Source organism: Dyella sp. C9, assembly GCF_003332825.1.
Lineage (GTDB): Bacteria > Pseudomonadota > Gammaproteobacteria > Xanthomonadales > Rhodanobacteraceae > Dyella.
The window spans coordinates 209,802-233,883 of the sequence record NZ_QIRF01000002.1; the positions used below are offsets into that span (position 1 = coordinate 209,802).

A 24,082-nucleotide genomic window follows, 5' to 3' on the forward strand; every position below is an offset into this window, starting at 1 on the left:
GCGCCCTCCCGGGGCGCCCTTCGCATTACTTGGCGATGCAGCCACGCAGTACGGGGCGGTTGGGATCCACACGTGCGTCGTACAAGTCGCCGCCACGGCCCTTGTTCCACCATGTCATGAAACCGGCCTGGTAGCGCACGCCATCGGCCGACATGGTGTTGACCATCAGCGTCGGCACGCCCTGCAGCGACATCAACGCAAAGCTCTGCCCGTTGTTGCCGTTGAAGTAGGTCACCTTGAGGCTTTTTCCGCCGGGGCAGCGGTAGACCGCGTCGATCGCGCGGTCGATCTGTATCTGCGGCACCACCAGCGGAGCGGCCCAGGCCTGCACGCTGGTAGCGAGGGAAGCAACCGCCAGCAACATTCGGCGGCGACGGGCAAGGAGACATTTCAGATTCATCGAACGGCGACCTCGGAGGGATTGGGGGTGGCTTCGCCCGGGCGGGCGACCGCGTACATCTGCCAGGCCATTTGCTTGAGCAGTGCGTTCGGGTCGCTGCCCTGGGCGTAAAGGTCCATGTGGGCCTTGTTGGGGAGAAAGCGGATGTCGGTACGAGCATGCAGGGTGTCCAGCACGTCCTTGAAGCGATGCACGGCGCCGTCGAGATACCAAGTGTCGTCCGTACCCACGGCAATGTGGATCTTGCCGTCGAGGTCGGCCTTCAGCGCCGGCCAGTGCTGCCGCACGTAGCGCGCGATGTCGTAATGCTCGACCCAGTAGTCGCGCACCTGCGGATCGATATCGCCGGTGGCGCGATCGAACAACGGCATGGGCGCGCCGTCCACGCCGCGCGGCGAGAACACCCACTCGTAGGAGGACAGCTGGCCGCCGCAGGGCCCGAGCACGCGCTCCAGTTGCGCGGCATCCGCAAACGAACCTTCGGCGTGGAAATGCACGCGGTCGATCGGCCACGGCGTACCGTCGGCGCGGCGATACAGGTTCACCTTCGGTGCGTACAGGTCGACACCGGAGAAATCGTGGAAGTCCACCGGATCGGGCGAGGTGGACCAGGTGCCGCCGAACATTTTCGGGTAATGCGTCTGCAGCCACAGCGTGGCCCAGCCGCCGGACGAGTGCCCGGTGAGGAACCGCCCGCTGGCCTGGCCATCCATGCGATAGCGCGCCTCCAGCCAGGGAATCAGCTCGCCGGTGAGTGCGCTGCCCCACGGCCCGTTGTTGACCGAGTCGGCGAACTCCTGGGTACCGGTGGGACCGGACTGATCCAGGAACACCCAGATCATCGGCGGCATGCTGCCCTGCTTCATCGCCAGGTGCACGTTGACCACGTCATCCACCAGGGTGTTTTCATCGCCGCCATATCCATGCGTGAAATACACGGTGGGATAGCGACGGCCGGGATCGTGGCCATAGCCCGGCGGCAACAGCACCCAGCCCCGCATGACCGTGGAGCGTCCCCAGAACGCGGACAGCCGCGGGCTGGTGTAATCCAGCTTCACCGCGTCGTGTCGCGCCAGCGCGGCATCCGCGCGAACCTCGGGACGCTCCCACGGCAACGACCACGGCTCCGGGTTGGAGCGCACTGCGTCCAGCTTGAGCACTGGCGGCGTGATCGCCGGCAGGGTCACGCTCACCACGCGGCTCATCAGGTCGCCGGTGTCGCGGCCGCTATAGTTGTAATTGTGGTCCTGGTCCAGCACCGCCTGCACCAGGTACTCGCCGGGGGGCAGATGCGAGAAGCCGGTGGGAAAGGCCAGCGCATCGGTGTCGATCTCCACCGTCTGCCCCGGCGCCAGCCGTGCTATCTCGCGGGCGGCGACGGCGGCCTTGTCGGGATGCCAGGCATCGGCGTCCACCTCGGTGACCACTGCGCCTTTCGCGGCGGCGCGCGCCGGACCCGCCAACGTCGCAAACAGCAGCAGTCGCCCGGATACCGGCCGCGTGGCCGCCCCACCCAGCTGCACCTGGAAGATCGGCGGCTTGCGTTCCGCCTGCCACAGCAAGGCCATGCGTACGGCCACGGCGACAACCAGCACCAGCAGCAAGGCGCTGATGACCAGCAGCTTGCCCACTGGCAACGGCGAAGAGCGAACGGGGCGACGAAGCACGATCATGGCTAATCGACCAGATGCATCGGCCCCAGCAGGCCGCTGATGCCGGCCCACAGGATCTGCACGCCGATGCAGAAGATGACGAAGGCGAACAGTCGCATCACCACCTGCGTACCTACTTCGCCGAGCACGCGCTGTGCACGGCATGCGTAACGCACGCACAGGTAGATGCACACACTGAGCAGCAACAGCCCGGCGCCCACGCCGGCCAGATGCACCGGCAGGGGGCCCTGCTCCGGTGAACTGGTTCCCAGCGCAATCGCCACCGCGATCGCGCCGGGCCCCACCGTCATGGGCAGGGTCAAGGGGTAGAACGCACGGATGCGCAACGCGTGCACATCCAACCCCTCACGTTCGACCGCAGCCACCCCTTCGACCGATTGCAGCAGTCGCCAACCGGCCATGGCCACGATCAGGCCACCTGCCACGCGCAGCACCGCCACCGAGATGCCGAAGAACTTGAGCACGTAAGCACCCAGCAACAGCGATGCGGCCAATAGAACCACGCTGTTGACGGTGATGCACCGCGCCAGGTCCGCGCGCTCGCGTTCACTGGCCTGCGGCATCATGCCAAGCACGATGAAGCCCACCGCCGGCGGGTTGATGATGGGAAACAGGCTGGCGACGATCAGTAACGACGTCTTGATGAACTCGTGGAACACGGCGGCGTCCATCGCATGGAATGGTCGCCCATGCTCTTAGTCATCGGCATGGCCGGATTTCCGCATGCCACGCACGATTTCCAATTCGAACGATGACCCGACCACCCCGCGCAGCCATCCGGGCTTTTAGGCAAAACCCATGCGTTCGGGCAACGCGCGCGCGCGGCACACGGACAATCTTCCTCGCACCCATCCATTGGAGAAGTCTCATGCCGCACCGTCATCAAGGGCTTCCGCGCCTGCTGCTTGCCGGCTTTCTCATGACGCCCGGGCTGGCCGTCCACGCCCAGGTAGCCAGCTTCGACTGCCGCAAGGCCACCACGCTGGCCGAGCGCACGGTGTGCGCCACGCCCGCCCTTGGCCGCAAGGACATCGCCGTCGCCACCTACTACGAAGTGTTGCTTCGGCTGAAGCCCGGCGCTTCCGGCATGGCCTACCGGGAGTTCGACGACACCATCCGCGACGGCCAGCGCGAGTGGCTGCAAGGACAGCGCGATGCGTGTGGCGCGGAGCTTGCGTGCCTTCAGCGCGCCTATGACGAACGGCTGGACGCATTGCGAACGTCGCTGGATGCAAATGCCGCGCTCACCTTCGGACGTTCGCTGGATCCTTGATGCCATGGGCTCCGTGTGATTCGGAAAAAGCGAGTGCACTCCGGAAAACCGGTCGACTGGACCTTTCCTAGCATGTGATCCCAGGCCATCGGTGCAACGACGACGCCGCAAATCGCGCGTCGAGCCATGTGCCCCACGGACTGCCTCCCATCCGAACTCCACTAGATCAACCTTGAGGTCCATCACCATGAACAAAGCACTCATCCTCGGCGTTGTCCTGGGCGCCGCCAGCACCTTCGGCTGCGCCACCATGGCCCAGCAGGCCAGCCCCTATGTCGACATCGGCGCGCGCCATGGCAACCTGCGCGATGCGCAGGAGCACATCGTGCAGGCCTGGCACCTGGTCGGCGATGCCCAGGTCGACAACGACTCGCGGCTGGGCGGCCATGCGGCTCGCGCCAAGGAGCTGCTCAGCGAGGCCAATGAGGAACTGCGCCTGGCGGCCGACGTGGCCAACGAGCACGGTTACTGATAACGATACCCGAGAGCCCCTCAACGCCCGGCCCATGGCGACATGGGGCGGGCGTTGTCGTTTCGGTTGCATTCGCCGAGACGGGAGCCGTTGTCACTCGCGACTCCCGGGGAGACATCCAGGTTACGCTGCCTGCAACAGGTCACCGAGATCGATGCCATGCTTCGCGCGCGTCATCAGCTCGTCCGGCACGTGGCCTTCGCGACTGAGGTCGACCAGCCCCTGGTTAAGATCGACGTAGGGTCGCATGCGCGCCTCGTACGCCGCGAACGCTCGGGCCGGGTCATCCGGCGTACGGGCCAGTTCGCGGCCCAGGACAAAGCTGCCGACCAGGGCCAGGCTGGTCCCTTGTCCGGAGAATGGTGATGCACAGTGCGCCGCATCGCCCAGCAGCACCACGCGGCGGTCGGACCAGCGGGGCATGCGAACCTGGGCCAGCTCGCCGTAATAGAACTGCGGGCTCTCGTGCATCGCGGCAAGGAACCTGGGAAAGGCCCCACCCAGTGCCGCGCATCGCTCGGCGACGCGCGCCTTCTGCGCCCTCACGTCGCGCCGCGATACCGGGGAGCCCTCCACGCCGAAACCCACGCACACGCGCAACTCGTGCTGGTCTCGGCTGGGGTAGATCACATAGCCCATGTCACGGTCGCGGTACATCAACTGCCAATCACTGAGATCGATCAGGTTGGGCACGCTGAACAGCGCCATCACGCACTCGAGCGGCCGCAGGAACGACGCCTCGTCGCCGAAGCACAAGCCACGGACGTTCGAGTAGATGCCGTCGGCGCCAATCACCAGGTCGAAGCGGCGCTGCTCACCGCCCTGGAACGCAACGGACACGCCATGCTCGTCCTGCGTGATGGACTGGACGCTGTCGCCATAAAGGCTGCTTACCCGCTCGCCCGCCTTGTCCTGCAGCAGCCGGCACAGGTCGTCGCGAAAGATCTCGATGTCGTCGCTGTCCAGGCGGCCGGCACTGAAGGTGCGCTCCTCGGTGCGCTCGACTTCCTGGCCATGGATGTCCAGAGTGGACATGCCCCGCAGGCGGGTACGCATGGCGCACACTTCTTCGTACAGGCCCATCGTGTGGATCACGTCGAGCGCCACGCCGCGGATATCCACCGCCTGGCCACCGCTACGCAACTCCGGTGAACGCTCCACCACCGTGCAATTGAAGCCGGCCCGATCGAGCCAGTAGGCCAGCGCAAGACCAGCGACGCCGCCGCCGGAAATAAGCACGGTGCGTGCAGTGGAGGGGATCGGATGATGGATGCTGGCATGGCTCATGGATGGATACTCACTGGCATATGTCGTTGGGGGGAAACGAAGGAGGAAGAGGCTTCAACTCTGCGCCGGGTGCTTGCCACGGCGCGGATACGCCCGGGTGAAGCGCAGCGCGGCGTACAGCGCGCCGACCATGACCAGCACGGCGGCGCGCTGGGGAAGCAGGTTTCGCCACAGCGCTACATCGGCGGCCACCAGCACGGCGAAGGCTGCGGCCCACGCCGCGCTGATCACCTGGTTGCTGCGCAGGAACTCAGGCTGCTGCCAGCGCTCCGGCGCCACGTGCGCCCGGGCGTATTGCAAGGTGAATGGCCGTCCAAAGGCCATCGACAGCAGGATGATCACCAGCAGTCCGCTGTCCACCACGATGCGGGCACCGATGATGCTCCACGTCATATGCACCACGTAGCCATACAGGGCCAGCGCGCTGAACAGGATGAAAGTGCCGAGCTCCAGCCACTTCGGTGGCTGGCGATGCAACAGTGCATCGCGCAGCAGCCACACCGCGGATACCGCGGCACCGGCGAGCAGCGCCGGCGTCGGATAGCCCAGCGAGCTGACAACGGCGAAGACGAGAAACGGAAGGAATCCAAGCAGCAGGGTCATGGCGGTCTCCTCCGCGCGGGGCGCGGCGACAGGGGCGAATGGAAAGGGTCAGGCGGCGCGTTGCAGGCGGCTGCGACGCCATTGCATGGGCGTCATGTGTTCGAAGTTCTTGAACACCGTGCAGAAGTGCGCCTGAGTGCGAAAACCCACGCTGAGCGCGATATCGACCAGCGGATGCGCGGTATCTGCCAGCAGCGACTTGGCTTGCTGCACGCGACACTGCAGCAGGTAGTGGTGCGGGCGCTGTCCGGTGGCGGCGCGGAACCGCGCGGCGAAGTGCATGGGCGACATGCCGGCGGCCGACGCCATGTCCGCGAGCGTGATGGTTTCGGCCAGGCGCTGCTGTACGAGCTGCGCGACGCGCTGCAGGCGCCAACGCGGCATCGAGAGACGAGGCATGGACCGCTGCGCGTCGCCGGCGCTTGCCATGGTCGCCAGCATGCAGGCCATTACCGCGTCCAGCATATGGCGCAGGAAGGCCTGGTCGGCACCGTCCAGCGCGGCATTGGCCAGCATCTTGGCCAATGGCAGCAAGGTGGCATCCGTACGGACCCGTAGGCCATCGGCGGGCGATGCATCCCCCATCGCCGCGGCGACATGCATGCGCCAATGCTGTACGGGCACGCACAGCAGCAGCATCTCGCCACCACCGAGCCATTGCGAACGCACCCATTGATGGGCGGGACTCACGTGCAACATGCCTTCACCCAACTCGCCGGGATGGCTCCATTGCGTGCCCACGCCCACCGACAACAGGCACGAACCCATCATCAGGCGAATCACCACCGTATCGGCGGGCGTCTGCACAAGCTGCACCCGCTGGCCCGCTTCAAAGCGCTCGACCAGGGCCGACACGCCACCGGCCCCCATGACCGCCACGCCGTGCATGCCGGCGGTCAGGTCATCGTTACCGGCGTGCCCGGATGTGGTCATCGTCATCGCGATACGGGGAAAGCCTGAGGTGGACGAACGTGATGGCAACGGGCTGTACATGTCGGGTCTCCCACCGGGCCGCCTGGCGGCGCCGGTGATGTCACGGGTGGTTTCGCGTGCCGCCTTTGCGAGAGGGTTGGGTCCAGGCCGCTTCCGAAGCGCTAGGCTGCCGGCCGGCCTTCGATCTTTACACTGTCTAAATTAGACTGGGCGCAAGCAAACCCCTTGTCAAGTAAAATCTTTACAGTGGTAAGATGGCATTCATGAAAACCACCCCGTATCACCACGGCGCCCTGCGCGAAGCCCTGCTCAGCGCCGCCGAGACCATCCTCCGCCGCGATGGCCTGCAGGCCCTGACCCTGCGGGCCACCGCTCGCGAGGCCGGCGTATCCCACGCCGCGCCGGCGTATCACTTCGGCGACCTGACCGGCCTGCTGACCGAACTGGCGGTGTCAGGAATGCAACGGCTGACTGCGGAGATGCGCGATATCAAGGCATCGCCCGACCGCCGCGTCTGGGATGCAGCGAGGGCTTACGTACGCTTCGCGCGTGCCAACCCGGCGATCTTCCAATTGATGTTCCAATCGGACCGGCTCGACGTGACTCGCCCCTCCTTCGAGGAAGCGCGCAGGGGGGCTTTTCTCCAGTTGGCGCGAACCCGCGGCATCGACAGCCCCCACCCGTCACTCGACGACCTGGGCCACATCACCGGCGGCTGGTCGCTGGCCCATGGCTTCGCCATGCTGCTGCTCAATGGCCGCGTCTCGATCCTGCTTGCCGCCGCCCCCCCGGGCACCACGGTCGATGACTTGTTCGAAGCCATGCTGGCCTCCGCCGAGAAAGGGCTGCTGCACCCACCAGAGCCGGCATGATCGAACCCGGCGCCAGACACGGACGGAGCGGCAAGCCGGTCCGTTCGCGGTCACGCAGGACGCGTCGGCCAGCGCTAAGGCAACACGCCACCCACATCGCGTGGAAAACCTGCCTTTTCGAGTAGCGCTTTTTTGGCGGAGAAGTACGACTCCACCCAGCGGTAGCGGTCGCCGTCCTTCTTCAGACCCACCGCATCGGCCATGTCGGCCAGGCTGATGGTCTGGCCATTGGCGCCCCACTGCCCTTCCTTGATCTCCTCGATGATCACCTGGATGCTGCCGCCTTGCGGCTCGCCATCCGGATCGGCGATCGTGGCCAGCACGGCGGCATGCACTTCGTAGTGCACCCAGCTCTTGTGCGGCTGGCTCATGTAGCCCTCGGGAATCGACACACGTGCGATCAGCTTGCCCGGTGCCGCCACGAACGTGTCGTCCGTCAGGCCGCCCACCCACCAGTCGGTGGACGGCACCTCGGTCATCAGCACCGTCGCCAGGCCATAACCGGCACGCGTACCGAAGCCACCCTCCATGGCCAGCATGATGGCGCTGAGTTGCTCGGCCAGCAGCGCCTTGCGGTTGGTGTCGAGCATTCCCTTGGGATAGAAGACATGGATGATGGGCATGGTGTTTCTCTCGCGCCGTGACGCGTTGACGGGGAACGGGGCGCAACAGGATCGGCGGGCCTCACGGCGTGCCCACTGGTTTCCCTGCCTGCGGCGCAGCGCCCCGGGTACGCGCATCGCCTGTCGGCATGCAACGCGCATGGTCATCCATTCGCATCGCTTGGATGCATTGGAACAAAGCACGCAACCGCTGTTTTTCACGTACGCGCCGATGCTTTCCATTTCGAACGGAGCGCGTGGAATGCGCGCGCCGGATGCCACCCGCCCGGGCAAGGGCGCCCAGCCGCATTCCTGCGCACATGCCCGAACATCAGGGAGAGCAGCGATGGATGTTCCAACGTGCATGCGCGAGGCGTGGCGACGCAGGGGAGACGCGTCACGCGTGGCCCGAACGCAGGGTGCCTGCAACGGCGAGCGGGTCGTGGGATCGGGAGCGGGGTGATATCCCGGTTGGGTCCACGACGGGCGATTGGCCACGACGGGCCGATCCGTCGAGCCTGTCCCTGCAGGCACCTGCGCGCAGGAATGCGGTGGGTGCGGGATCATGGTGCTATCGACGCGCGTCCCGGTCTTTTCGATTCACACGACCGGCTTTCCAAAAGAACGGTCATCGCCTAGCGGCGCGCCTGCGCATCGAGGAAATCAACGATCGCCTCGGCCACGCCCCGTGGCTGCTGGTACATCAGCGCGTGACCGCCATCGGCGAACACCTTCAGACTGGCTTTCGGCAGCTGCCTGGCCAACGCGTCGGCGTTGCGCGGCGAGAGCACCTCGTCCTGGTCGCCCACCAGCACCAGCGCCGGCACCGCCATCCGATGCAAGGACGTGTACGCCGCGTTGTCGCGCCACCACTCGGCCATGGCCAGCGACTGCGCATGAGCCACCCGCGCATCAACGCTGCTGCGGTGGTAACCCGGCGGAGCGAACATCTCGGCGCGGAAGCAGCGAATGGCCTGTGCCTGCGCATCGGGCGGAAACAGCACGCCCATGATGGCTTCGAACGGCGACACGGACTGCCCTGAAAGTACCGCATGGACATGCGCCGACACCGGCGCTGCCGCAGCGCCCGGTGGCGTGGTGCTCATCAATACCAGCGATTTCACCTGGTAGGGATGATCCAGCGCGAGCTGCTGGGCGATCATGCCGCCCATCGACCAACCCACGACGTCCACCTTGCGCAGATGCAGAGCTTCGATGAAGCCACTGACGACATCGGCCATGCCTTCCATCGTCTCGGGCGCGTGATCGAAACGGGAAAGTCCCACGCCCGGGTTGTCCATCACGATCACGTCGCGATGCGCCGCCAGCGCGGCAAGAAAGGCACGGTTCCACTCGGACACCGTGGCGCGGTAGCCCGTAACCAGCAGCAACGGTTCGCCGTGGCCGAAGCGGTAGTAGCCGATGGGCCCTGCCCGCGTAGCGGCCACGCCTTGCCTGGCCTGCGCGTCGACCGCCGAGGTGCCTGGACAATCACTCGCCGGAGGGACGGTATCGGCGCGGCTGCCGCTCCACGCGAGCAAGACCGCCAATCCAAACAGCGGCGCCACCAGCAGCCGCTCACGCGCCAGCTGTCTGCGTTGCCGTGGATACCCGCTTCCCAGGAATGTTCCCGCCATGACACTGCACCTCGTCGTGCCTCGCCAGAGGCCGCGGCAAAGCGGTGGATGGTGCAGGCAAGCCGCCCGCCCCTCTTCCCGTTTCGCCGGTTTCTTGCCAAAACGAACGACCGCCGCAACCAGCACCCAGGGAGCCGCGCGCCGCCATTCCCAGGTCACGCGCCCATACGGCGATTCGGCAACAGACGTGCGAATCGGAAAGTCCGCGGGTGCGTCGCTGCACAGAATCCCGGCCCACGTCATCGCCCCATCGCGGAGGGCCACCCATGGAAGCTCAACTGATCGATTACCTGCTGTGCTCGCATTGCGGGCGCGGCTACGACGAATCCAAGGGCTGCCCGTCCACCGGTGTCGCCGCAGGCACGCGCTGGGAGGAGGTGCCGCAGGAATGGCGCTGCCCGGACTGCGGTGCGTCCAAGGGCTGCTTCGAACCGTTCGAGCTGGTCTACCAGCGGGCGTTCGCGGTGATCTGCGACTGGTGAGGATCCTTCGGAAACGACGACGCGGCGCCCTCGGAGCGCAGCGCCGTTTCGTTGGACGCCGCAGAAATCCCGCGACGCCCGATGCCATCGAGCTCAGTCCAGCGGCGCGCTTCGCGGCACCGCCAATCCGTGGCGCTCAAGGATGGCGTAGAGGTGCTGCCACCAGCAGCGTCGGTCCACGTCGCCGTCGGCGAGTACCGGCATCAACGACAAGGCATTGAACGCCTGCCAGAGCTCCGCAGGTTCAGCCCCCTCTTCCTGCAGGCGGGTCAGCGTTTCGTCCAGCTCACCGAAGGGCGAAAGCTGGCACAGGGGAATATCGATCAGGCGTGTCACCGGGGTACTCCGTCGGAATGGACCTCCGCAGGCTAGGCGTCACCTCCCGCCGGTACTTTCCAAATGCAAGGCGATTTGTCGATTGCCACGACGACGCCATCGTGGCGTGCTTCCATCACGGCGTGGCTTTGGGAAAGTTCCGCGGCTAAATGGCAAATGGCCGGCGGCGCGCGGGACCAACATCACGCCAACGCACCACCCGTAACAGTGCGTGAGGATGGCGTATGTCCTGGTACATGGTTTACAGCGGCGATCTGTTGATCGGTTGGTCCATGCTTGAAGCCGGTGATCGTGGCAAGGCGACAGCTTATGGTCGCTTCGTCGCCTCGTCGTCGTATGACGATGTGCAAGCCGATTTCATCGCCCGGCGCGAGGATGACCAGATCCTGCTGGGCCTGCATGTGGTCGGCCACGAGGGCGAGCTGCAGGCCCATGCCGTGCATCTGGCCGACTACACCGATCACGGCGAGGGCATCGAAATCGCCGTCTTCGGCATTGTCGAGCCGGCGTTCCACCGGCTTTTTCCCTGCAGCTGACGGCCCGGTTTCCCATTCGCCGCCACCGTTTCGTAAACGCACGACGGCCGCGCCGCCGGCATGTGGCGCGCCCCGGGTGACCGACCGATAATTCCCCGCTGGCGCCCCGGGCGCCGCACCTGGGGTATATCGCCACCGATTCGTCAGGAGTGCTGCCTTGCAGTTCCGGCATTTACGCTACTTCGTGAAGATCGTCGAGGCCGGCAGCTTTTCCCGCGCCGCGGCACTGATCCATATCGCCCAGCCTGCCCTGAGCAAGCAGATCGCCGAACTCGAGGACGAGTTTGGCGTCACCCTGCTCCATCGCAGCGCGCGCGGCGTGACGCCCACGGCGGCCGGGGATGTGCTCTACCACGAGGCGATCAAGCTGATCCGCCAGGTGGATGACCTGCCCGGCATCGTGCGCTCCTCTCAGGGCGATATCCAGGGAGTGGTGTGCTTCGGCATGGCCTCGACCATGGCACCCGCGCTCACCGGCAAGATGATGGAGATCTGCAAGAGCACGCTGCCCAAGGTAACCCTGCGCTTCGTCACGGGAGACAGCCAGACACTGCGTGAGAAGGTGGCGGCGCGGACCATCGACCTGGCGATCGTGTTCGAGAACACGCCGGAGACCGGCTTCACCCGCGAGGTGCTGTTTCGCCAGCGCCTGTACCTGGCCAGCCGCAAGCAGGGCAAGAGCGCCAAGTCCACCTCGCTGGCGGAAATCAACCGCCTTCCCCTGATGTTGCCCACGCCAACCAATGTGCTGCGCCGGGCCCTGGACCGGGAGCTTGCCGCGGTCGGGCTGCAGGCCGAGCCGATTGCGGAGTCGGACCTGTTCGACGTGGTGCTCTCGGCGGTGGAAACCGGCCTCGGCCACGCCGTGCTGCCCAAGGCGGACTTCTCGGACATGCCGGCGCACAAGGACATCGTGACGGTTCCGATCGAGCCGCCGATCTACCTCACGGCCTGCATCATCAGCGCGCGCGACAAGCCGTTGACCCGCGCAGCCGCCGCCGTGGAATCGCAACTGACCAGCTTTATCCGCAGCCAGGTCGGCGAATCGGCGTTCAAGGGCGTGGAGTGGGTGGACGCCGAGCCATAGCTGGCAGTTATGGCTGCATAGCCAAACAGTATTTTCCTTCGCCTTCGGTTTTGCCCAAACTGCGCTGCATCGCACAAGACAGGCCCCGCGCCTAGCCGTACGAACCGCAGAACCTGGGTTTTCCAGCCAGTGGCCGTGCCGGCGACTGGCCCACACCACCTTATCGCTCGGACCTGCCCTGAACGGGCGGGAACGGAGAAGTCATGTCTCTCGCTACGCATTCACGCTCGAACCACAAGGACATCGCCACCAAGGCCCAGCTGGCCACGCATGCCCTGCTCCAGCGTTGCGCCGGCAACGCCGACTGGCGCACGCACGACCTGCTGGCCGACCAGCCCGCCGTGCAGGCCAGGGCCTCGCTATGGACCCACGACGAGGCCTCGACGATCGATTGGGACGCCACCACGCCGCTCACCGCCTATACCGTGCTGCTGTTGCTCGAACCGGCCCGCCTGTCGCTGCACAGCGATGCGCACCATCTGGAAGAGCGCCTCTGCGAGGCCGGTTCGTACTACGTGAGCCGCCCCGGCGAGCACGTCTTCGCCCACAGCACCGGCCGCTGCCGCGCCCTGCACGTGAGCATTCCGGTGCAGCTGTTGTGGTCCGGCGACGATGCCGGGCGCCTGTGCTTCTCGATGGGCCCCGCGCAAGATATGTTGCTGCTGCAACTGGCGCGCACCCTGCTGGAGATGCAGGGCAAGGCCGGCGCGACGCATCTGAGCGCGCAGCTCATGGACCTGTTCCTCGACCGGCTGCGCCACCTGCGTGCCGCCGCGGCTCCCAAGGCCACGGCCACCCGCAAGACCACGCTGCCAAATTGGCGCCTGCAACGTGTCGACGAATATGTCCACGCGCACCTGTCCGAACACGTCACGCTCAACGACATGGCCAGCGCGGCGGGGCTCTCGCCGATGCACTTTGCCGCGCAATTTCGCGCCACCACCGGTTACCGACCGCATCACTACCTGTTGTTGTGCCGGATGGAGCACGCCAAGCAGCTGATGGCGGAAGTGCCGCGCTCCATGCTCGACATCGCGCTGGAGGTGGGCTTCCAGACCCAGTCGCACTTCACCACGGTGTTCAAGCGCCTCACCGGCAAGACACCCCGTCAATGGCGTGGCGAGGTGATTTCGACCCGCCAGTGCTGAGCACTCCCTCCGTGGAACACCGCTTCGCGGAAGGCGTGTTTGCCGCGAAGCACCCGGCAAAAGCACAACGTAGCAAGCATCCGGCACTGGCCCGTGCGACAGGAGCCGCGTGAGCGACTCTTGCCTCATGCCTCATTCCTCATTCCCCTCGCAGGGGACAAGGGAAAGCTGACGCGTATCGCGCGCTCGACGATGCCGCGTACGCCATGCCATGCAAGCAGCAGGGCCACCGCCGGTCACAGTAAACCAGCCATGGCCCAGCGCGAGCATCGCAGCGAACGCTCAAGCGTGATAACGACGCGGCGCGAGCTAGCCCACCGTCAATGGCCGCGCCGGGCCGGGTTTGCTGGGAAATGCATGGCGCAGGATCCGCCACACGACCGTGCCGAACTGCCTGGCCAGCGAACCCGAGTTGTAGTGCTGGCCATAGCGTGCGCAGATCTCGCGGACTTCCACCGCCATCGCAGCGTAGCGGTTCGCCGGGACATCCGGATAGAAATGGTGCTCGATCTGGTGGCTGAGGTTGCCGCTCCACAGGTTCATCAGTCGCCCGCCGGTGAGGTTGGACGAGCCGCGCAGCTGGCGCAGATACCAGTGCCCCCGGGTTTCGTTCTGCACGCATTCCTTCGGAAACACTTCCGCATCGGCGGTGAAGTGGCCACAGAAGATGATCACGTAGGTCCACACATTGCGGATCAGGTTGGCCACGACGTTGCCCAGCAACACCGGCAGGAAGTACGGCCCCGCCAGCAGCGGGAAAAAGACGTAATCCTTGAGCAGCTGCTTGCCGACCTTCCTAGCCACCGGGGTGGTCATCTTCCACAGTTCGCGCCCTTCCATCCGCCCCGCCAGCCAGCGACCGATGCGCAGGTCCTGCATGGCAACGCCCCACTCGAACAGCAGCGCGAACACCACCGCCACGAGCGGCTGCAACAGGTAGAACGGCTTCCAGCGCTGCTCGGGAAAGATGCGCAACAGGCCGTAGCCAATGTCGTCGTCCATTCCCCGCACATTGGTCCAGGTGTGGTGGCTGTAGTTGTGCGTCTTGCGCCAGTTGTCGCTGGTGCCGACGATGTCCCATTCATAGCTGAGCCCGTGCAACGACGGGTCGCCCATCCAGTCGTACTGGCCATGCATCACGTTGTGGCCAAGCTCCATGTTCTCCAGGATCTTGGACAACCCGAGCAGCACCGTTCCCACGATGCACAGCGGCCACAGCAGCTGCGGCAGCACGGTGCAGCCCAGCACCGCGCCCGCCATCAGCGTCACGCGGCCGCCCAGCCCCAGCCAGCGCACGCCGGCGACGATCCGGCGGATGTAGTCGGCATCGCGCTGGCCGAGTGACGCCAGCGTGCGGGCGCGCAGGGCGTCCAGTTCCTCGCCGAAACGGTTCAGTTCGTCCACGCTCAGGGGACGGCTATTGATCTTGGACATGGCTTTTAAAGTTCCAGGGAAAGATCGCTTTGCGCCGCATGCATGCACAGTCGCAAAGCCTGGGTGGGTTCGTGCTGGATGCCGCGGTCGTGCAGGTGGCGCGTGGCGCCCTCCGGCTTGACGCAGGCACAGGTGTTGCAGATGCCCATGCGGCAACCGTGCCGCGGCGTGACGCCCTGCTCCTCCAGCGCTTCGAGCAGCGATTTGTTCCGTGCGATGTCCAGTGTTCGGCCGCTTCGCAGCAGGGTCACGCGCACGCGGCCCTGGTCGCTTGCATCCACCAGGCGCGGCGGGGGGCTGAAGGCTTCCGCCTGGAACGACAGGCAACGCTCGCCAAGCAGCTCGCGGGCACGTTCGACGAAGCCGTGGGGACCGCAGGCCAGCACATGGGCCTGCTCGTCGCCAGGCAGCAGCGCGGCCAGGTGACCCGGTTCGATCCGGCCCTCCCGCTCATCGGCGGCCCGCGCGGCCTCTCCGGTCAGCATGAAGTGCACGCTGAAGTTTGGGTGGGACGCCGCCAGGGCCCGCAAGGCCGCAGCCTGCACCAGCTCGGCGCGCGCCCGGGCCCAGCAGGCCAGCCGCACCGGCTGCGCAAACCCGTTCTCCGCCTGCGCGTTGACCAGGGCCAACATGGGCGTGATGCCGCTGCCCGCGGCCAGCAGCAGGCAAGGCGCCGCATCGTTCGGCACGGCCAGCTCGCCGAATGCCTGGCCCAGCGACAACACGCTGCCCACCGGGATGGCCTGCAGGTGCTGGCTGACCTTGCCACCTTGCACTGCTTTGACGGTGATCCGCAGGCGGCCATCCGCATTCGGCCTATCCGACGCGCTGTAGGAGCGGGTGTAACGCACGCCCTCGATCTCCACCCCGACATTCACGTGCTGCCCCGCCCGGAAGCCACGGAAATGGCGGTTCGGCTTGAGCACCAGCGTGGTGACGCCCTCGGCCTCGATACGGCGTTCCACCACCCGTGCCCTCGCCTGATCCCAGGACCACAGCGGATTCAGGCGGGACAGCCAGAAGTCGAGTACGGCAGGAGGTGCCCACACCGCGTTCAGGCGGGACAGCAGGGTGCGTTGGGGGATGGCGGTTTCCATCGGCCGATTATACGCTTGTATATACATGTGTATATACGATCGTATAGACGCGTGTCTGCTACCCTCTGTTCAGCTGATTTCGCCGGCGCCATGACCCAGACCACCACGACCCTCGATGCCCCCGAGAGCGGGCGCAAGCACCAGATCAGCCGCGATGACCTGCTGATGGCGGCCCTGCGGCTGCTTGGACCGCACCGCAGCGTGTCCAGCCTTGGCTTGCGCGAGGTGGCGCGCGAAGCCGACATCGCCCCCAACAGCTTCTATCGCCATTTCCGCGACATCGACGACCTGGCCGTCGCCCTTATCGAGCTGTCCGGCGAGGCCTTGCGCAAGGTGGTCGACCAGGCGCGCATGAACACGGTGAGCGGCACCGCCGTGGTGCGCGGCTCGGTCGAAGCGTTCGTGTCGCAGCTGCGTTCACCGGACGGGCTGCTGCAGGTGCTGCTGCGTGAAGGCAGCGCCGGCTCAGACGCCTTCAAGCGCGCAGTCGATCGACAGCTCGATTTCTTCGAGGAGGAGCTGCGGGTCGAACTGGTGCGCCTGACCGAAGCCGCCGACCAACCCCTGCACGACCCGGCGCTGGCCGCCAAGGCCATCACGCGCCTGATCTTTGCGATGGGCGCGCATGCGCTGGACCAGCCGCCGGAAGATGACGCGCAACTGATCCACCAGATGACGCAGATGGTGACGATGATATTGCTCGGTTCACGCCACCTTCGAGCACGCGCGGGCTGAACTGTGTTCGCGGGCAAGCCGGGCGCGGAAGCATGCGTGAGGCGATTCCAACGGGCGCGCTGCCTGCCCCCGGCCTGCCGTTTGAAAGCTTGGCGCGGGTATGGGAGTCCACCATGCGACTTCGAAGCCCGCGACCACCGATAATGGAAACATGCACAACCAAGCAGACTCGCTCGTTTCAACGCCGATTGAGCAGGTGACTTCGTCCGGATTCGCTTTCGTGGAGGGCGAGCGCATGCGGCAGTTGCTCGCCTCGGCCGGCGAACTGACGGACTGGTCGGCCTTTGCAGAAAGCTGGAACCACCTGGGGCCCGATGAATACCTGGCGGCCAAGGGCCGGTTCCGCCGCAGGCGCCACGCGACGTTTTCCGCCGGTTCCGATGGCGCGATTGAGCCACAGCCGCATCAGGCGCACTTCCAAAGCCTGCAGTACAACGCGCTGCAGGGCGATATCCAGCGCTGGTTCGAGCCCATCGACGCATCCATCGCCAACGGCGCCACCATGCGCAGCATCCTGCAGTTCTGCCATGAGTTCTTCGGCAAGGTGGCGCCGCCGCCCCTGCGCTGGCATATCGAAGTGCATCAGTTCCGCATCGAAGCCACGGCAGACACCGCCGGAGAGCCGACGCCGGAGGGAAGCCACCGCGATGGCGTGGATTACGTGCTGGTGCTCCTGGTGAATCGCCAAAACATCGCCAGCGGCACGACCACCATCCACTCACCCGACGGACGACTGCTCGGCGACTTCACCCTGACCCACCCACTGGACGCCGCACTGATCGACGATCACCGCGTCTATCACGGCGTGACCGCGGTGCGCCCATTCGCGGCGGATGAACCCGCGTTTCGCGATGTGCTGGTGGTGACGTTCAAGGCGACAGCGCGCTAGCCAGGGCACACAGCCGGCGCCACGAAATGCCACCGGATCACAACGCTTCCGCAGTGTCATCGCGCGTTGTTCGGTCGGTGAAATCGCCGCCAGATGCCACCATCCAGCGGCAGCGCCGCAACACGCTGCCGCCGCAGGTCTGCATTTCCGTAGAAATGCCGGACCTTGGGCGGTCTTGAGCCTGAGGTCGCCGCGAATCCATGGCGAATCCCGACAGCTCCGACTTGACGTGCATCCGCAGCACGCAGACCCGCAGGCTTGTCCTTAGATCAGATCCCTCAAGCGGATGGCCGCTGAGAGGTCACGTCCATGCCTGCGTAGCGTGAGCACCACGACCGTGTCGCCCGACACCGAAAGCGCCTTGCGGGCGCCCCAGATCCTGAGGTCACGCACATCGCGGCCATCCACGGCCTCGATGACATCACCCTTGCGGACACCCGCCCGGTCCGCCGGAGACCCGGCCACCACTTCGTGGACCACGATGTTCTGGAGTCCCTCGCCGTTCGCAACAAGGAAGGCGCCGCTACGGTCAAACCCCTCGACCGGCGCCGGCTCGCGTGGCTCCAGGACGATCGTCCGGTGCGGGTAGTCGACGATGACGCGATAGCGCTGCAGAAATCCCGCACCCAACAACGCGTCGTAGCCGCCGCCACGCAGGGTGCCATTCACCGAGAGCCCCGCAATCAAGTCGGTACCCTCCACGCCGTTGCCCACCTTCAGCCCGGCCAGTCTGGTGAAGGCATAGCGGGTTTCCCCACCCACGCCGGCACCCAGCGGTTCGACCACGGTCGGCCCCACGCGGGCCAGAAGCCTGTGCTCCCTGACGAAGGGCTCGGCGACCAGCAGATCGGCCTTGGCCCCCAGGTCGATCAGCAACCGCAGCGGCAGGCGGGCCCCGTCCGCAAGCGCGAGTTCGCCCTGCACCACCGGGTCCCCATCCACGAACTGGAACGGGAGCCGCGCACCCTGACCGTGGTAGGCGAATATCGAGGGGTCGTGCAAGACGAGTGCACGCGTGGTGAAATCGATCTCGACTACATGCGCCATGAAGAACGGCGCGCCGATGACGCCCTTGATATCCAGCCCGTTGTAAGGCCTCAGAACCCGGTTGATCGGCGCGACATCAGCGGACTCGACCTCCAGCGGCACCCCGCCGACCGTCATGGATACGCCGCCACCGTTGCCGGTCGCCATGCTGCCACGTCCCGCGCCGTGCTCGGCATGCACGGAGGTCGCGCGCATCCCCAGGGCACCAGCCGCTGCCGTATCGATCATCACGTCGTCGGCGCCCGTATCGAGCACGCACTCGCCACGCTGCGCGCCGCTCGTCGCGTCCACGTAGACCCGGAGATCCTCGAAGCGGAAAGGAATGGACACGTCTGACGCGACCGAGCAGGTGGACAAGGTGACGACGCAAAGGCCGAACACCGCGCCAGCGACGGTTTTGGGCGTTCGCCGCGACGGCCATGGGAATGACATGCTGCGCCTCCGACCGGCCGGGAGGCGCCGGGTATGACAGTGACTGATCCGGCAACACTAGAGCGTCGAATCGCGCGCGTCCACACGCGCTTGGCGATTCCCGCCCATGGGCCGAAGCGACGGACCCAGCGAGCCGGCATCGTCCATTCACCAGCAAGCGCGTGACATCCCGAGGAGCAGGAGTCGAAGCATTTCGTCGCTCAACGCGGTGCCCCCTGTCTCATCGGCCGCACGACCTACTAAATATATAGTTGACAACTCCGCCTCGCGGGGGTCTTAATAACTATAAGATTAGTAGATGGGCAGGTATGCGCATGAAGATCTCGCTGACGGACCGGGAAGCCGACGTCATTCAGGTGCTGTGGGATCACGGGCCATCGCTGGTGTCGGAGGTTCGCGGGCGTCTGGCGGATGAGCTGGCGTACACGACCGTACTCACCGTGCTCCGCACCCTTGAGGCCAAGGACTACGTCAATCATGACGAAGAAGGCCGGGGGCACCGCTACTTCGCCACCATCAAGCAGCAGACGGCCCGAAAGAGCGCACTGCAACACCTGACCAACAAGTTCTTCAACGGCTCCGCCGAGCTCCTGCTGACTCACCTGGTGTCCGAGCAGAAGCTCAGCCCGGAGCAAATGGCGCGCATGCGGACATTGCTGGCGGAGAGGCTGGGCAAGGAGAAGCCCTGATGCTTCCCTGGATGGTCTACGCGGCGCTGGTCGCCGTGTTTCTCAGCGTAGCCGCATGGCTCAGTGAGAGAGCGGCAAGGCAGCGCCAACGGACAACACGCGGAATCTGGCTGGTGGCCATGCTGCTTTCGCTGCTGCTCCCCATGATCATCGCCTTCGCGCCCATCCGGATCCCGGCGACCTTCCGCCCTGCCGCCCCGGGGACCACGCTCACGCTGCGTGAAGCGACATCGATACCCATGCCCGCCGGCATGTTCGACTGGGATGTCACGGAACACCGCGTGTCAACCGAGCACCTCGTCGACATGGCCATCGGCTGTCTCTGGCTGGCCGTGTCATTGTGCCTGCTGGGCATGTTCGCCATCGCCACCGCATCGCTGCACCGGCAAAAGCGGCATTGGATAGAAGGAACCCTGTGCCAGACCCGGGTTCTGCTCTCGCCCAGCGTCGGCCCGGCCGTGATCGGTATCCTTCAACCCAGGATTGTCGTTCCGGCATGGCTTGCCGAAGCTACGGACGCGCAGCAGCGTCATGTCATCGCGCATGAACGTTCGCATCTGAGAGCCCACGATCCACAGCTGCTTGCACTGGCGCTCACGCTGATCGTGCTCATGCCGTGGAACCTTGCACTGTGGTGGCAGCTGCACCGACTGCGACGCGCGATCGAGGTGGATTGCGATGCCCGCGTCCTTCGGGACGGCGGCGACCTGCACGAATACTGCGAAACCTTGATTGAAGTAGGCCAGTACCGCTCGACAACCATTGGCGTGGCCGCTGGCATGTCGGAATCCGTGTCGTTTCTCGAACAGAGGATCAAGCTTATGCTGCTGACACCCAAGAAGTGGACTCGCGTATCGGCTATCGGCCTTGCCTGTCTTTCGCTCGGCATGGCTGCCATCGCCGCCCAGGTCACACCGCCCGATGCGAACACAAAGACCGCCGAGAAGCCGGTGACCTTGACCCCGGATGTATTGGACCGCTACGTGGGTTACTACAGGGTCAGCGACCTCTCGGTCATCCAGGTGACGCGCAGCGACCGTCACCTGGTGCTTCGCATAAGCGGCCAGGTCGCCTTCAAGGGTCCCATGGACCTCTACCCCCGCAGCAACATGCAGTTCTTCATCCCGGGCATGGACGCCACCGTCGATTTTCTCCGCGACGTGCAGGGTGACACGAAGGCCTTGGTGGGGAGCGTTGAAGGACATGTCGCGGTCAGGGCCAATCGCGTGAACGAGGCGGCAGCCGGCGAGATCAACAGGGCGCTGGCCAGGCGGATTGCCGACCAGAGGCCGTTTGGCGGCAGCGAAAAGGCCCTGCAACTCCTGCTGCGCGATCCCGATGACAGTGCAGGCATCAGCCCGGAACTCGCGAAAGTCAGGCAGGAACAAAAAGCAGATCGGGAAGCATACCTGGCCAAACTCGGCCCCGTGACATCCTACAAGTTCGACGGGGTCACCGATTTCGGCTGGGACCGCTATATCGTCGAGCGTCGCAATGGAGCGGAAACCGTCTATCTACTTGTCGATACCGGCGGACTGATCGTCAGCGCCTACCGTCATCCGGCAAGTGGCTGAGCGACGGCTTCGCATGACAGCAGGCATGTACCGGAAACAGACCGGATTCGCCTGTGAACAAGGGGACCACCTCGAGTCGAAGGCAGACATTGCCAAGGACCGCCCCACGCCACCATGCCCAGGCAGCAACTCGAAGCGTAGTCACGCCCCTATAGCTCAAGGGCCGCGCCATCGATGACGCGTGCCCTCCGTGCCTGGCCTCGTCGGAGCAGGTCCTTTACATGGCGGACCCGCCATCAAACCTGCAGCCACGGCTTCGATCGGTATCGGTCCCAACCATCCGGAAGGACCGTGACAATAGGGCCGTCCGTCTGGCCGCGGGCGGCCACGCGCATGGCCGCCGCCACGTTTGCACCCGACGATCCGCCAACAAGAAGGCCCTCTTCACGAATCAAGCGTCTAGCCACGTCAAAACTCTCGTCATCGGAGATGCTTTCCACGCTGTCGATGACGTCGCGATGCAAGTTTGCCGGTGGCTCGGCGGCGCCGATGCCTTCCACGGCATACGATCCATCGGGCCCAGGCGTGCCTGTTTCGATCCAATGCGCAAGACCGGACCCCACGGGATCAGCCAGGACCACCATGACACCTTTGCGGTGGGCCTTGAGTCGTCTGCCCACGCCGGAAATCGTACCGCCGGTGCCAGCACCCGCAACGAAGGCACCGATGCTTCCACCCGTCTGATCGATGATTTCCTTGGCCGTCGTTTCTTCGTGGACGCGAACATTCGCTGGATTGCGAAACTGGTCCGAGAGAAACCAGCCGTTTTCGCGCGAAAGACGCTCGGCGACATTGCGGAAATTCTCGTCGCTCGATGGCGGCGCGTTTGGCGTAATGATGACTTTTGCGCCAAGCGTCGTGAGTGCACTGCGTTTGTCGAACGACATTTTTTCGGGCATGACGCAAACAAGCCTGTAATCGCGGGCGGCGGCGACCAATGCGAGGCCAACGCCGGTATTGCCGGCTGTGGCCTCGATCAACGTCATGCCCGGGCGCAATATTCCGCGGGCTTCCGCGTCATCGATGATGGCCAGCGCAATGCGATCCTTGATCGAGCCCCCCGGGTTCAGATGCTCGCACTTCACCCAGATCTCGCGGGGCAAATGGCTCCCGACCCGTCTCAGGCGCACCAATGGCGTATGACCGATCTGCTTGAGGATGTCCTGGCTCATCGTGTGATCCGTTCATACCTGATGACAAGGTAATACACGGTACCGATACAGTTGCACGCCTCGCAACCAACACCGCCGTTTTTTCGAGCCTGTGGCCATCGTATCAACACTGTTGTCGAGCCGTTTTTGTCCGGACCAATGTCCACGCAGCCTCGGAGCCAAGGATCGCATCCGCACCAACGCCATGGACCTCAGGCAGTACACACCAGCGTCATCTTCATGCTGCGCACGGTGGCTTGTATCGCATTGTCGATGGTGCCCGACGCATCCATCCGGTAGTCGGGACAGTCGAGGTCTTCTTCGGGGTTCGCCTTGATGGCGCATGTCGCCCTGAGGCGGAAGAGCTTCACGCCTTTCTCGCTGGACCTTGTGACCGAAACATCCTTGCAGGTATCCAGAACGCGCGACATCACCACGTCGCTCCGCTGCAGAAAGACGAGAAGCCCTGCATCTGACGCCAGATTCCCGCTTCCCGCTTCGGCCGCCCACGTGCATGGCATGAAACAGAACGACACGAGTATCGCCGTTAGCTGCAGCCTCATAGCCCGCTCCCTTTGAGTCACCTGGATCGAATGATTGAATCAACTCTCCGCCGGGACAAATGCTGCTCCGGATCGAAAACGGCGATCGTCAACGACCGGTCATTCCCCTGGCCTTCCTGATCGCCGCATCGACTTCCTCAACCGCTCCGGAGTTTCCACAGTTGTCGATGTAGTTTTGCGGAAGCCTTTCGCCACCTGCCGTTTCCTCGGTATGGAAGCGGACAAACAGCAGATACTGCTTCCCGTTGTCCATCGGAAACCTCGCGCTGGTGTTCTCCGACTGCAGCTTGATCCTGTGCGGCGGCAGGCCCTTCAAGGTCTCAACTACTTCGACGTCATAGATGGTCCAGCCATAAAACCCGGGATCATCCGGGCTTTCCACGTCCCTGGTCGCGGTGACGCGACCGATCAACACCCATGGGGCGGCCGCATATTCCTCGGAAACAGATGGATGCCGGGGAACGATTTCCTTGCCGCGAAGGTCGACGCAGACCGCAGCTGCGCTGCCGCAGGTGAGCCATAGGCTCGCCGCAAAGAAAAGAACGCATTTCCCCTGTTTCACTAAAGCTGCCTCGTTGACTGTTGGGCATCCCTTTCGCTCAGCCGTATGTTCACCAGGGATCGGGAGCGTACGTCGCTGCGGCACAGCTAGACCCGGCTAAAGCCCTCCAGGCTTACGTGATGCTCCTCGCCACTACCGGTGACAACCAATGCGAGCAAAATCGCCGAATTGTGTGCCAGCCTCGTTGTGCACTCGATGGCTGCCGACACGCCGATGCTTTCCACGGCCTGGGCGTCGTAGTACTTGATCGCGATGGATGGATTCATCGGGCCGGGACTCCCTTCGTCTTCGGAAAGGCACGCGATCAGGTCCGACTCCATGGCCTTTGCCGGCTCCCGCCCATAAGCCAATGCATAACCAAAACGCGCGGCCAGTGCGACAAAATCGCCGGCCTTCAACAGCGCGATGGCCTCCTCGCCGAAGCGAGCCAGGGCCTGCCGGTCCATTTGACCTTCGTTGATCCGCATGGGGCTCGCCTTGCCAGCGTCAGGCCCGTCTTGGGCCAGAGACCATAGTCTGCCTCAGATCCGTCGTGTGGCGCTGACGAAGCCCCCCGTGACGTCTCTTA

General features: G+C 64.9%; 27 protein-coding genes. 11 read left to right on the forward strand and 16 right to left on the reverse strand.

Annotation, left to right across the window (positions count from 1 at the left end; all coding sequences use genetic code 11):
- Window positions 1-25: 25 nt before the first annotated feature.
- From DVU99_RS03280 to DVU99_RS03290, 3 genes are all read right to left on the reverse strand, one after another.
- Window positions 26-400, reverse strand: a complete 375-nt coding sequence (locus DVU99_RS03280; protein WP_198670175.1) for an MliC family protein — start codon at window positions 398-400, stop codon at window positions 26-28.
- Window positions 397-1,968 (reverse strand): esterase family protein, encoded by a 1,572-nt coding sequence (locus DVU99_RS03285; protein ID WP_114239045.1) that lies wholly within the window; start codon window positions 1,966-1,968, stop codon window positions 397-399. Before DVU99_RS03285 ends, DVU99_RS03280 begins: the two co-directional genes overlap by 4 nt.
- A 107-nt stretch (window positions 1,969-2,075) precedes the next feature.
- Window positions 2,076-2,732 carry a MarC family protein gene (locus DVU99_RS03290; RefSeq protein ID WP_114239046.1) on the reverse strand — a complete coding sequence of 219 codons (657 nt, stop codon included), beginning with the start codon at window positions 2,730-2,732 and terminating at the stop codon, window positions 2,076-2,078.
- A 209-nt stretch (window positions 2,733-2,941) separates the two neighbouring features.
- On the opposite strand from DVU99_RS03290, the gene DVU99_RS03295 reads away from it, so the two are divergent.
- Window positions 2,942-3,346 (forward strand): lysozyme inhibitor LprI family protein, encoded by a 405-nt coding sequence (locus tag DVU99_RS03295; RefSeq protein WP_114238772.1) that lies wholly within the window; start codon window positions 2,942-2,944, stop codon window positions 3,344-3,346.
- A gap of 187 nt (window positions 3,347-3,533) precedes the next feature.
- A complete protein-coding gene (locus DVU99_RS03300) occupies window positions 3,534-3,818 on the forward strand; it encodes a hypothetical protein (protein WP_114238773.1) in 285 nt (94 codons plus the stop codon).
- 123 nt (window positions 3,819-3,941) lie between these two features.
- Here DVU99_RS03300 and DVU99_RS03305 read toward each other — a convergent pair whose 3' ends face one another.
- Genes DVU99_RS03305 through DVU99_RS19900 form a run of 3 tightly spaced genes read right to left on the reverse strand, consistent with a single transcriptional unit; the run spans window position 3,942 to window position 6,641 of the window.
- The gene (locus DVU99_RS03305) at window positions 3,942-5,105 is read right to left on the reverse strand and encodes an FAD-dependent monooxygenase (protein WP_114238774.1); all 1,164 of its coding nucleotides are present in this window, start codon (window positions 5,103-5,105) and stop codon (window positions 3,942-3,944) included.
- A 54-nt stretch (window positions 5,106-5,159) separates the two neighbouring features.
- Window positions 5,160-5,708 (reverse strand): hypothetical protein, encoded by a 549-nt coding sequence (locus DVU99_RS03310; RefSeq protein WP_114238775.1) that lies wholly within the window; start codon window positions 5,706-5,708, stop codon window positions 5,160-5,162.
- A 48-nt stretch (window positions 5,709-5,756) separates the two neighbouring features.
- Window positions 5,757-6,641, reverse strand: a complete 885-nt coding sequence (locus DVU99_RS19900) for a helix-turn-helix domain-containing protein (RefSeq protein WP_198670177.1) — start codon at window positions 6,639-6,641, stop codon at window positions 5,757-5,759.
- A gap of 263 nt (window positions 6,642-6,904) precedes the next feature.
- Between DVU99_RS19900 and DVU99_RS03320 the strand changes: the two genes are divergently transcribed.
- A complete protein-coding gene (locus tag DVU99_RS03320; protein WP_157971334.1) occupies window positions 6,905-7,513 on the forward strand; it encodes a TetR/AcrR family transcriptional regulator in 609 nt (202 codons plus the stop codon).
- Window positions 7,514-7,587: 74 nt separating this feature from the next.
- Here DVU99_RS03320 and DVU99_RS03325 read toward each other — a convergent pair whose 3' ends face one another.
- Entirely contained in the window at window positions 7,588-8,136 is a 549-nt protein-coding gene (locus DVU99_RS03325; RefSeq protein ID WP_114238777.1) for a 4-oxalocrotonate tautomerase, read from the reverse strand.
- Window positions 8,137-8,750: 614 nt separating this feature from the next.
- Window positions 8,751-9,752 carry an alpha/beta fold hydrolase gene (locus DVU99_RS03330; protein WP_157971335.1) on the reverse strand — a complete coding sequence of 334 codons (1,002 nt, stop codon included), beginning with the start codon at window positions 9,750-9,752 and terminating at the stop codon, window positions 8,751-8,753.
- 266 nt (window positions 9,753-10,018) lie between these two features.
- On the opposite strand from DVU99_RS03330, the gene DVU99_RS03335 reads away from it, so the two are divergent.
- Entirely contained in the window at window positions 10,019-10,234 is a 216-nt protein-coding gene (locus DVU99_RS03335) for a rubredoxin (RefSeq protein WP_114238779.1), read from the forward strand.
- A 93-nt stretch (window positions 10,235-10,327) separates the two neighbouring features.
- Here DVU99_RS03335 and DVU99_RS03340 read toward each other — a convergent pair whose 3' ends face one another.
- A complete protein-coding gene (locus DVU99_RS03340) occupies window positions 10,328-10,570 on the reverse strand; it encodes a hypothetical protein (protein WP_114238780.1) in 243 nt (80 codons plus the stop codon).
- A 224-nt stretch (window positions 10,571-10,794) separates the two neighbouring features.
- On the opposite strand from DVU99_RS03340, the gene DVU99_RS03345 reads away from it, so the two are divergent.
- From DVU99_RS03345 to DVU99_RS03355, 3 genes are all read left to right on the forward strand, one after another.
- A complete protein-coding gene (locus tag DVU99_RS03345) occupies window positions 10,795-11,106 on the forward strand; it encodes a hypothetical protein (RefSeq protein WP_114238781.1) in 312 nt (103 codons plus the stop codon).
- 157 nt (window positions 11,107-11,263) lie between these two features.
- Window positions 11,264-12,193 carry a LysR family transcriptional regulator gene (locus DVU99_RS03350; protein WP_114238782.1) on the forward strand — a complete coding sequence of 310 codons (930 nt, stop codon included), beginning with the start codon at window positions 11,264-11,266 and terminating at the stop codon, window positions 12,191-12,193.
- A gap of 203 nt (window positions 12,194-12,396) precedes the next feature.
- Complete coding sequence (locus tag DVU99_RS03355; protein ID WP_114238783.1) at window positions 12,397-13,341, forward strand: AraC family transcriptional regulator; 945 nt, start codon at window positions 12,397-12,399, stop codon at window positions 13,339-13,341.
- Between the two features lie 309 nt (window positions 13,342-13,650).
- On the opposite strand, the gene DVU99_RS03360 is transcribed toward DVU99_RS03355, so the two are convergent.
- Window positions 13,651-14,775 carry an acyl-CoA desaturase gene (locus DVU99_RS03360; RefSeq protein WP_114238784.1) on the reverse strand — a complete coding sequence of 375 codons (1,125 nt, stop codon included), beginning with the start codon at window positions 14,773-14,775 and terminating at the stop codon, window positions 13,651-13,653.
- 5 nt (window positions 14,776-14,780) lie between these two features.
- Window positions 14,781-15,872, reverse strand: coding sequence for a ferredoxin reductase (locus DVU99_RS03365; RefSeq protein WP_232823426.1), 1,092 nt, complete (start codon window positions 15,870-15,872; stop codon window positions 14,781-14,783).
- A gap of 90 nt (window positions 15,873-15,962) precedes the next feature.
- Here DVU99_RS03365 and DVU99_RS03370 point away from each other — a divergent pair, with 90 nt between their 5' ends.
- A complete protein-coding gene (locus tag DVU99_RS03370; protein ID WP_114238786.1) occupies window positions 15,963-16,607 on the forward strand; it encodes a TetR family transcriptional regulator in 645 nt (214 codons plus the stop codon).
- Between the two features lie 151 nt (window positions 16,608-16,758).
- Window positions 16,759-17,496, forward strand: coding sequence for a 2OG-Fe dioxygenase family protein (locus DVU99_RS03375; RefSeq protein WP_114238787.1), 738 nt, complete (start codon window positions 16,759-16,761; stop codon window positions 17,494-17,496).
- Window positions 17,497-17,760: 264 nt separating this feature from the next.
- Here the strand turns inward: DVU99_RS03375 and DVU99_RS03380 are convergent, their stop codons facing one another.
- Window positions 17,761-18,975 carry a PDZ domain-containing protein gene (locus tag DVU99_RS03380; protein ID WP_114238788.1) on the reverse strand — a complete coding sequence of 405 codons (1,215 nt, stop codon included), beginning with the start codon at window positions 18,973-18,975 and terminating at the stop codon, window positions 17,761-17,763.
- Between the two features lie 314 nt (window positions 18,976-19,289).
- On the opposite strand from DVU99_RS03380, the gene DVU99_RS03385 reads away from it, so the two are divergent.
- Window positions 19,290-19,664 carry a BlaI/MecI/CopY family transcriptional regulator gene (locus DVU99_RS03385; RefSeq protein WP_114239048.1) on the forward strand — a complete coding sequence of 125 codons (375 nt, stop codon included), beginning with the start codon at window positions 19,290-19,292 and terminating at the stop codon, window positions 19,662-19,664.
- Window positions 19,664-21,238, forward strand: coding sequence for a M56 family metallopeptidase (locus tag DVU99_RS03390; RefSeq protein WP_114238789.1), 1,575 nt, complete (start codon window positions 19,664-19,666; stop codon window positions 21,236-21,238). The genes DVU99_RS03385 and DVU99_RS03390 overlap by 1 nt, the downstream gene beginning before the upstream one ends.
- A 236-nt stretch (window positions 21,239-21,474) precedes the next feature.
- On the opposite strand, the gene DVU99_RS03395 is transcribed toward DVU99_RS03390, so the two are convergent.
- From DVU99_RS03395 to DVU99_RS03410, 4 genes are all read right to left on the reverse strand, one after another.
- Window positions 21,475-22,410: a PLP-dependent cysteine synthase family protein gene (locus DVU99_RS03395; protein ID WP_114238790.1), complete on the reverse strand. Its 936-nt coding sequence runs from the start codon at window positions 22,408-22,410 to the stop codon at window positions 21,475-21,477.
- A gap of 191 nt (window positions 22,411-22,601) precedes the next feature.
- Window positions 22,602-22,952: a hypothetical protein gene (locus DVU99_RS03400; RefSeq protein ID WP_114238791.1), complete on the reverse strand. Its 351-nt coding sequence runs from the start codon at window positions 22,950-22,952 to the stop codon at window positions 22,602-22,604.
- Between the two features lie 88 nt (window positions 22,953-23,040).
- A complete protein-coding gene (locus DVU99_RS03405; protein WP_157971336.1) occupies window positions 23,041-23,514 on the reverse strand; it encodes a hypothetical protein in 474 nt (157 codons plus the stop codon).
- An 86-nt stretch (window positions 23,515-23,600) separates the two neighbouring features.
- On the reverse strand, window positions 23,601-23,981 hold the full coding sequence (locus DVU99_RS03410) for a hypothetical protein (protein ID WP_114238793.1): 381 nt from the start codon (window positions 23,979-23,981) through the stop codon (window positions 23,601-23,603).
- Window positions 23,982-24,082: the final 101 nt, after the last annotated feature.

Bases quoted from the DNA above. Each gene is read 5' to 3' on its own strand.
- DVU99_RS03280 (WP_198670175.1), bottom strand. From the start codon at position 400: ATGAATCTGAAATGTCTCCTTGCCCGTCGCCGCCGAATGTTGCTGGCG.
- DVU99_RS03285 (WP_114239045.1), bottom strand. From the start codon at position 1,968: ATGGCCTTGCTGTGGCAGGCGGAACGCAAGCCGCCGATCTTCCAGGTG.
- DVU99_RS03295 (WP_114238772.1), top strand. From the start codon at position 2,942: ATGCCGCACCGTCATCAAGGGCTTCCGCGCCTGCTGCTTGCCGGCTTT.
- DVU99_RS03300 (WP_114238773.1), top strand. From the start codon at position 3,534: ATGAACAAAGCACTCATCCTCGGCGTTGTCCTGGGCGCCGCCAGCACC.
- DVU99_RS03305 (WP_114238774.1), bottom strand. From the start codon at position 5,105: ATGAGCCATGCCAGCATCCATCATCCGATCCCCTCCACTGCACGCACC.
- DVU99_RS03310 (WP_114238775.1), bottom strand. From the start codon at position 5,708: ATGACCCTGCTGCTTGGATTCCTTCCGTTTCTCGTCTTCGCCGTTGTC.
- DVU99_RS19900 (WP_198670177.1), bottom strand. From the start codon at position 6,641: ATGACCACATCCGGGCACGCCGGTAACGATGACCTGACCGCCGGCATG.
- DVU99_RS03320 (WP_157971334.1), top strand. From the start codon at position 6,905: ATGAAAACCACCCCGTATCACCACGGCGCCCTGCGCGAAGCCCTGCTC.
- DVU99_RS03325 (WP_114238777.1), bottom strand. From the start codon at position 8,136: ATGCCCATCATCCATGTCTTCTATCCCAAGGGAATGCTCGACACCAAC.
- DVU99_RS03330 (WP_157971335.1), bottom strand. From the start codon at position 9,752: ATGGCGGGAACATTCCTGGGAAGCGGGTATCCACGGCAACGCAGACAG.
- DVU99_RS03335 (WP_114238779.1), top strand. From the start codon at position 10,019: ATGGAAGCTCAACTGATCGATTACCTGCTGTGCTCGCATTGCGGGCGC.
- DVU99_RS03345 (WP_114238781.1), top strand. From the start codon at position 10,795: ATGTCCTGGTACATGGTTTACAGCGGCGATCTGTTGATCGGTTGGTCC.
- DVU99_RS03355 (WP_114238783.1), top strand. From the start codon at position 12,397: ATGTCTCTCGCTACGCATTCACGCTCGAACCACAAGGACATCGCCACC.
- DVU99_RS03360 (WP_114238784.1), bottom strand. From the start codon at position 14,775: ATGTCCAAGATCAATAGCCGTCCCCTGAGCGTGGACGAACTGAACCGT.
- DVU99_RS03365 (WP_232823426.1), bottom strand. From the start codon at position 15,872: ATGGAAACCGCCATCCCCCAACGCACCCTGCTGTCCCGCCTGAACGCG.
- DVU99_RS03370 (WP_114238786.1), top strand. From the start codon at position 15,963: ATGACCCAGACCACCACGACCCTCGATGCCCCCGAGAGCGGGCGCAAG.
- DVU99_RS03375 (WP_114238787.1), top strand. From the start codon at position 16,759: ATGCACAACCAAGCAGACTCGCTCGTTTCAACGCCGATTGAGCAGGTG.
- DVU99_RS03380 (WP_114238788.1), bottom strand. From the start codon at position 18,975: ATGTCATTCCCATGGCCGTCGCGGCGAACGCCCAAAACCGTCGCTGGC.
- DVU99_RS03385 (WP_114239048.1), top strand. From the start codon at position 19,290: ATGAAGATCTCGCTGACGGACCGGGAAGCCGACGTCATTCAGGTGCTG.
- DVU99_RS03390 (WP_114238789.1), top strand. From the start codon at position 19,664: ATGCTTCCCTGGATGGTCTACGCGGCGCTGGTCGCCGTGTTTCTCAGC.
- DVU99_RS03395 (WP_114238790.1), bottom strand. From the start codon at position 22,410: ATGAGCCAGGACATCCTCAAGCAGATCGGTCATACGCCATTGGTGCGC.
- DVU99_RS03400 (WP_114238791.1), bottom strand. From the start codon at position 22,952: ATGAGGCTGCAGCTAACGGCGATACTCGTGTCGTTCTGTTTCATGCCA.
- DVU99_RS03410 (WP_114238793.1), bottom strand. From the start codon at position 23,981: ATGCGGATCAACGAAGGTCAAATGGACCGGCAGGCCCTGGCTCGCTTC.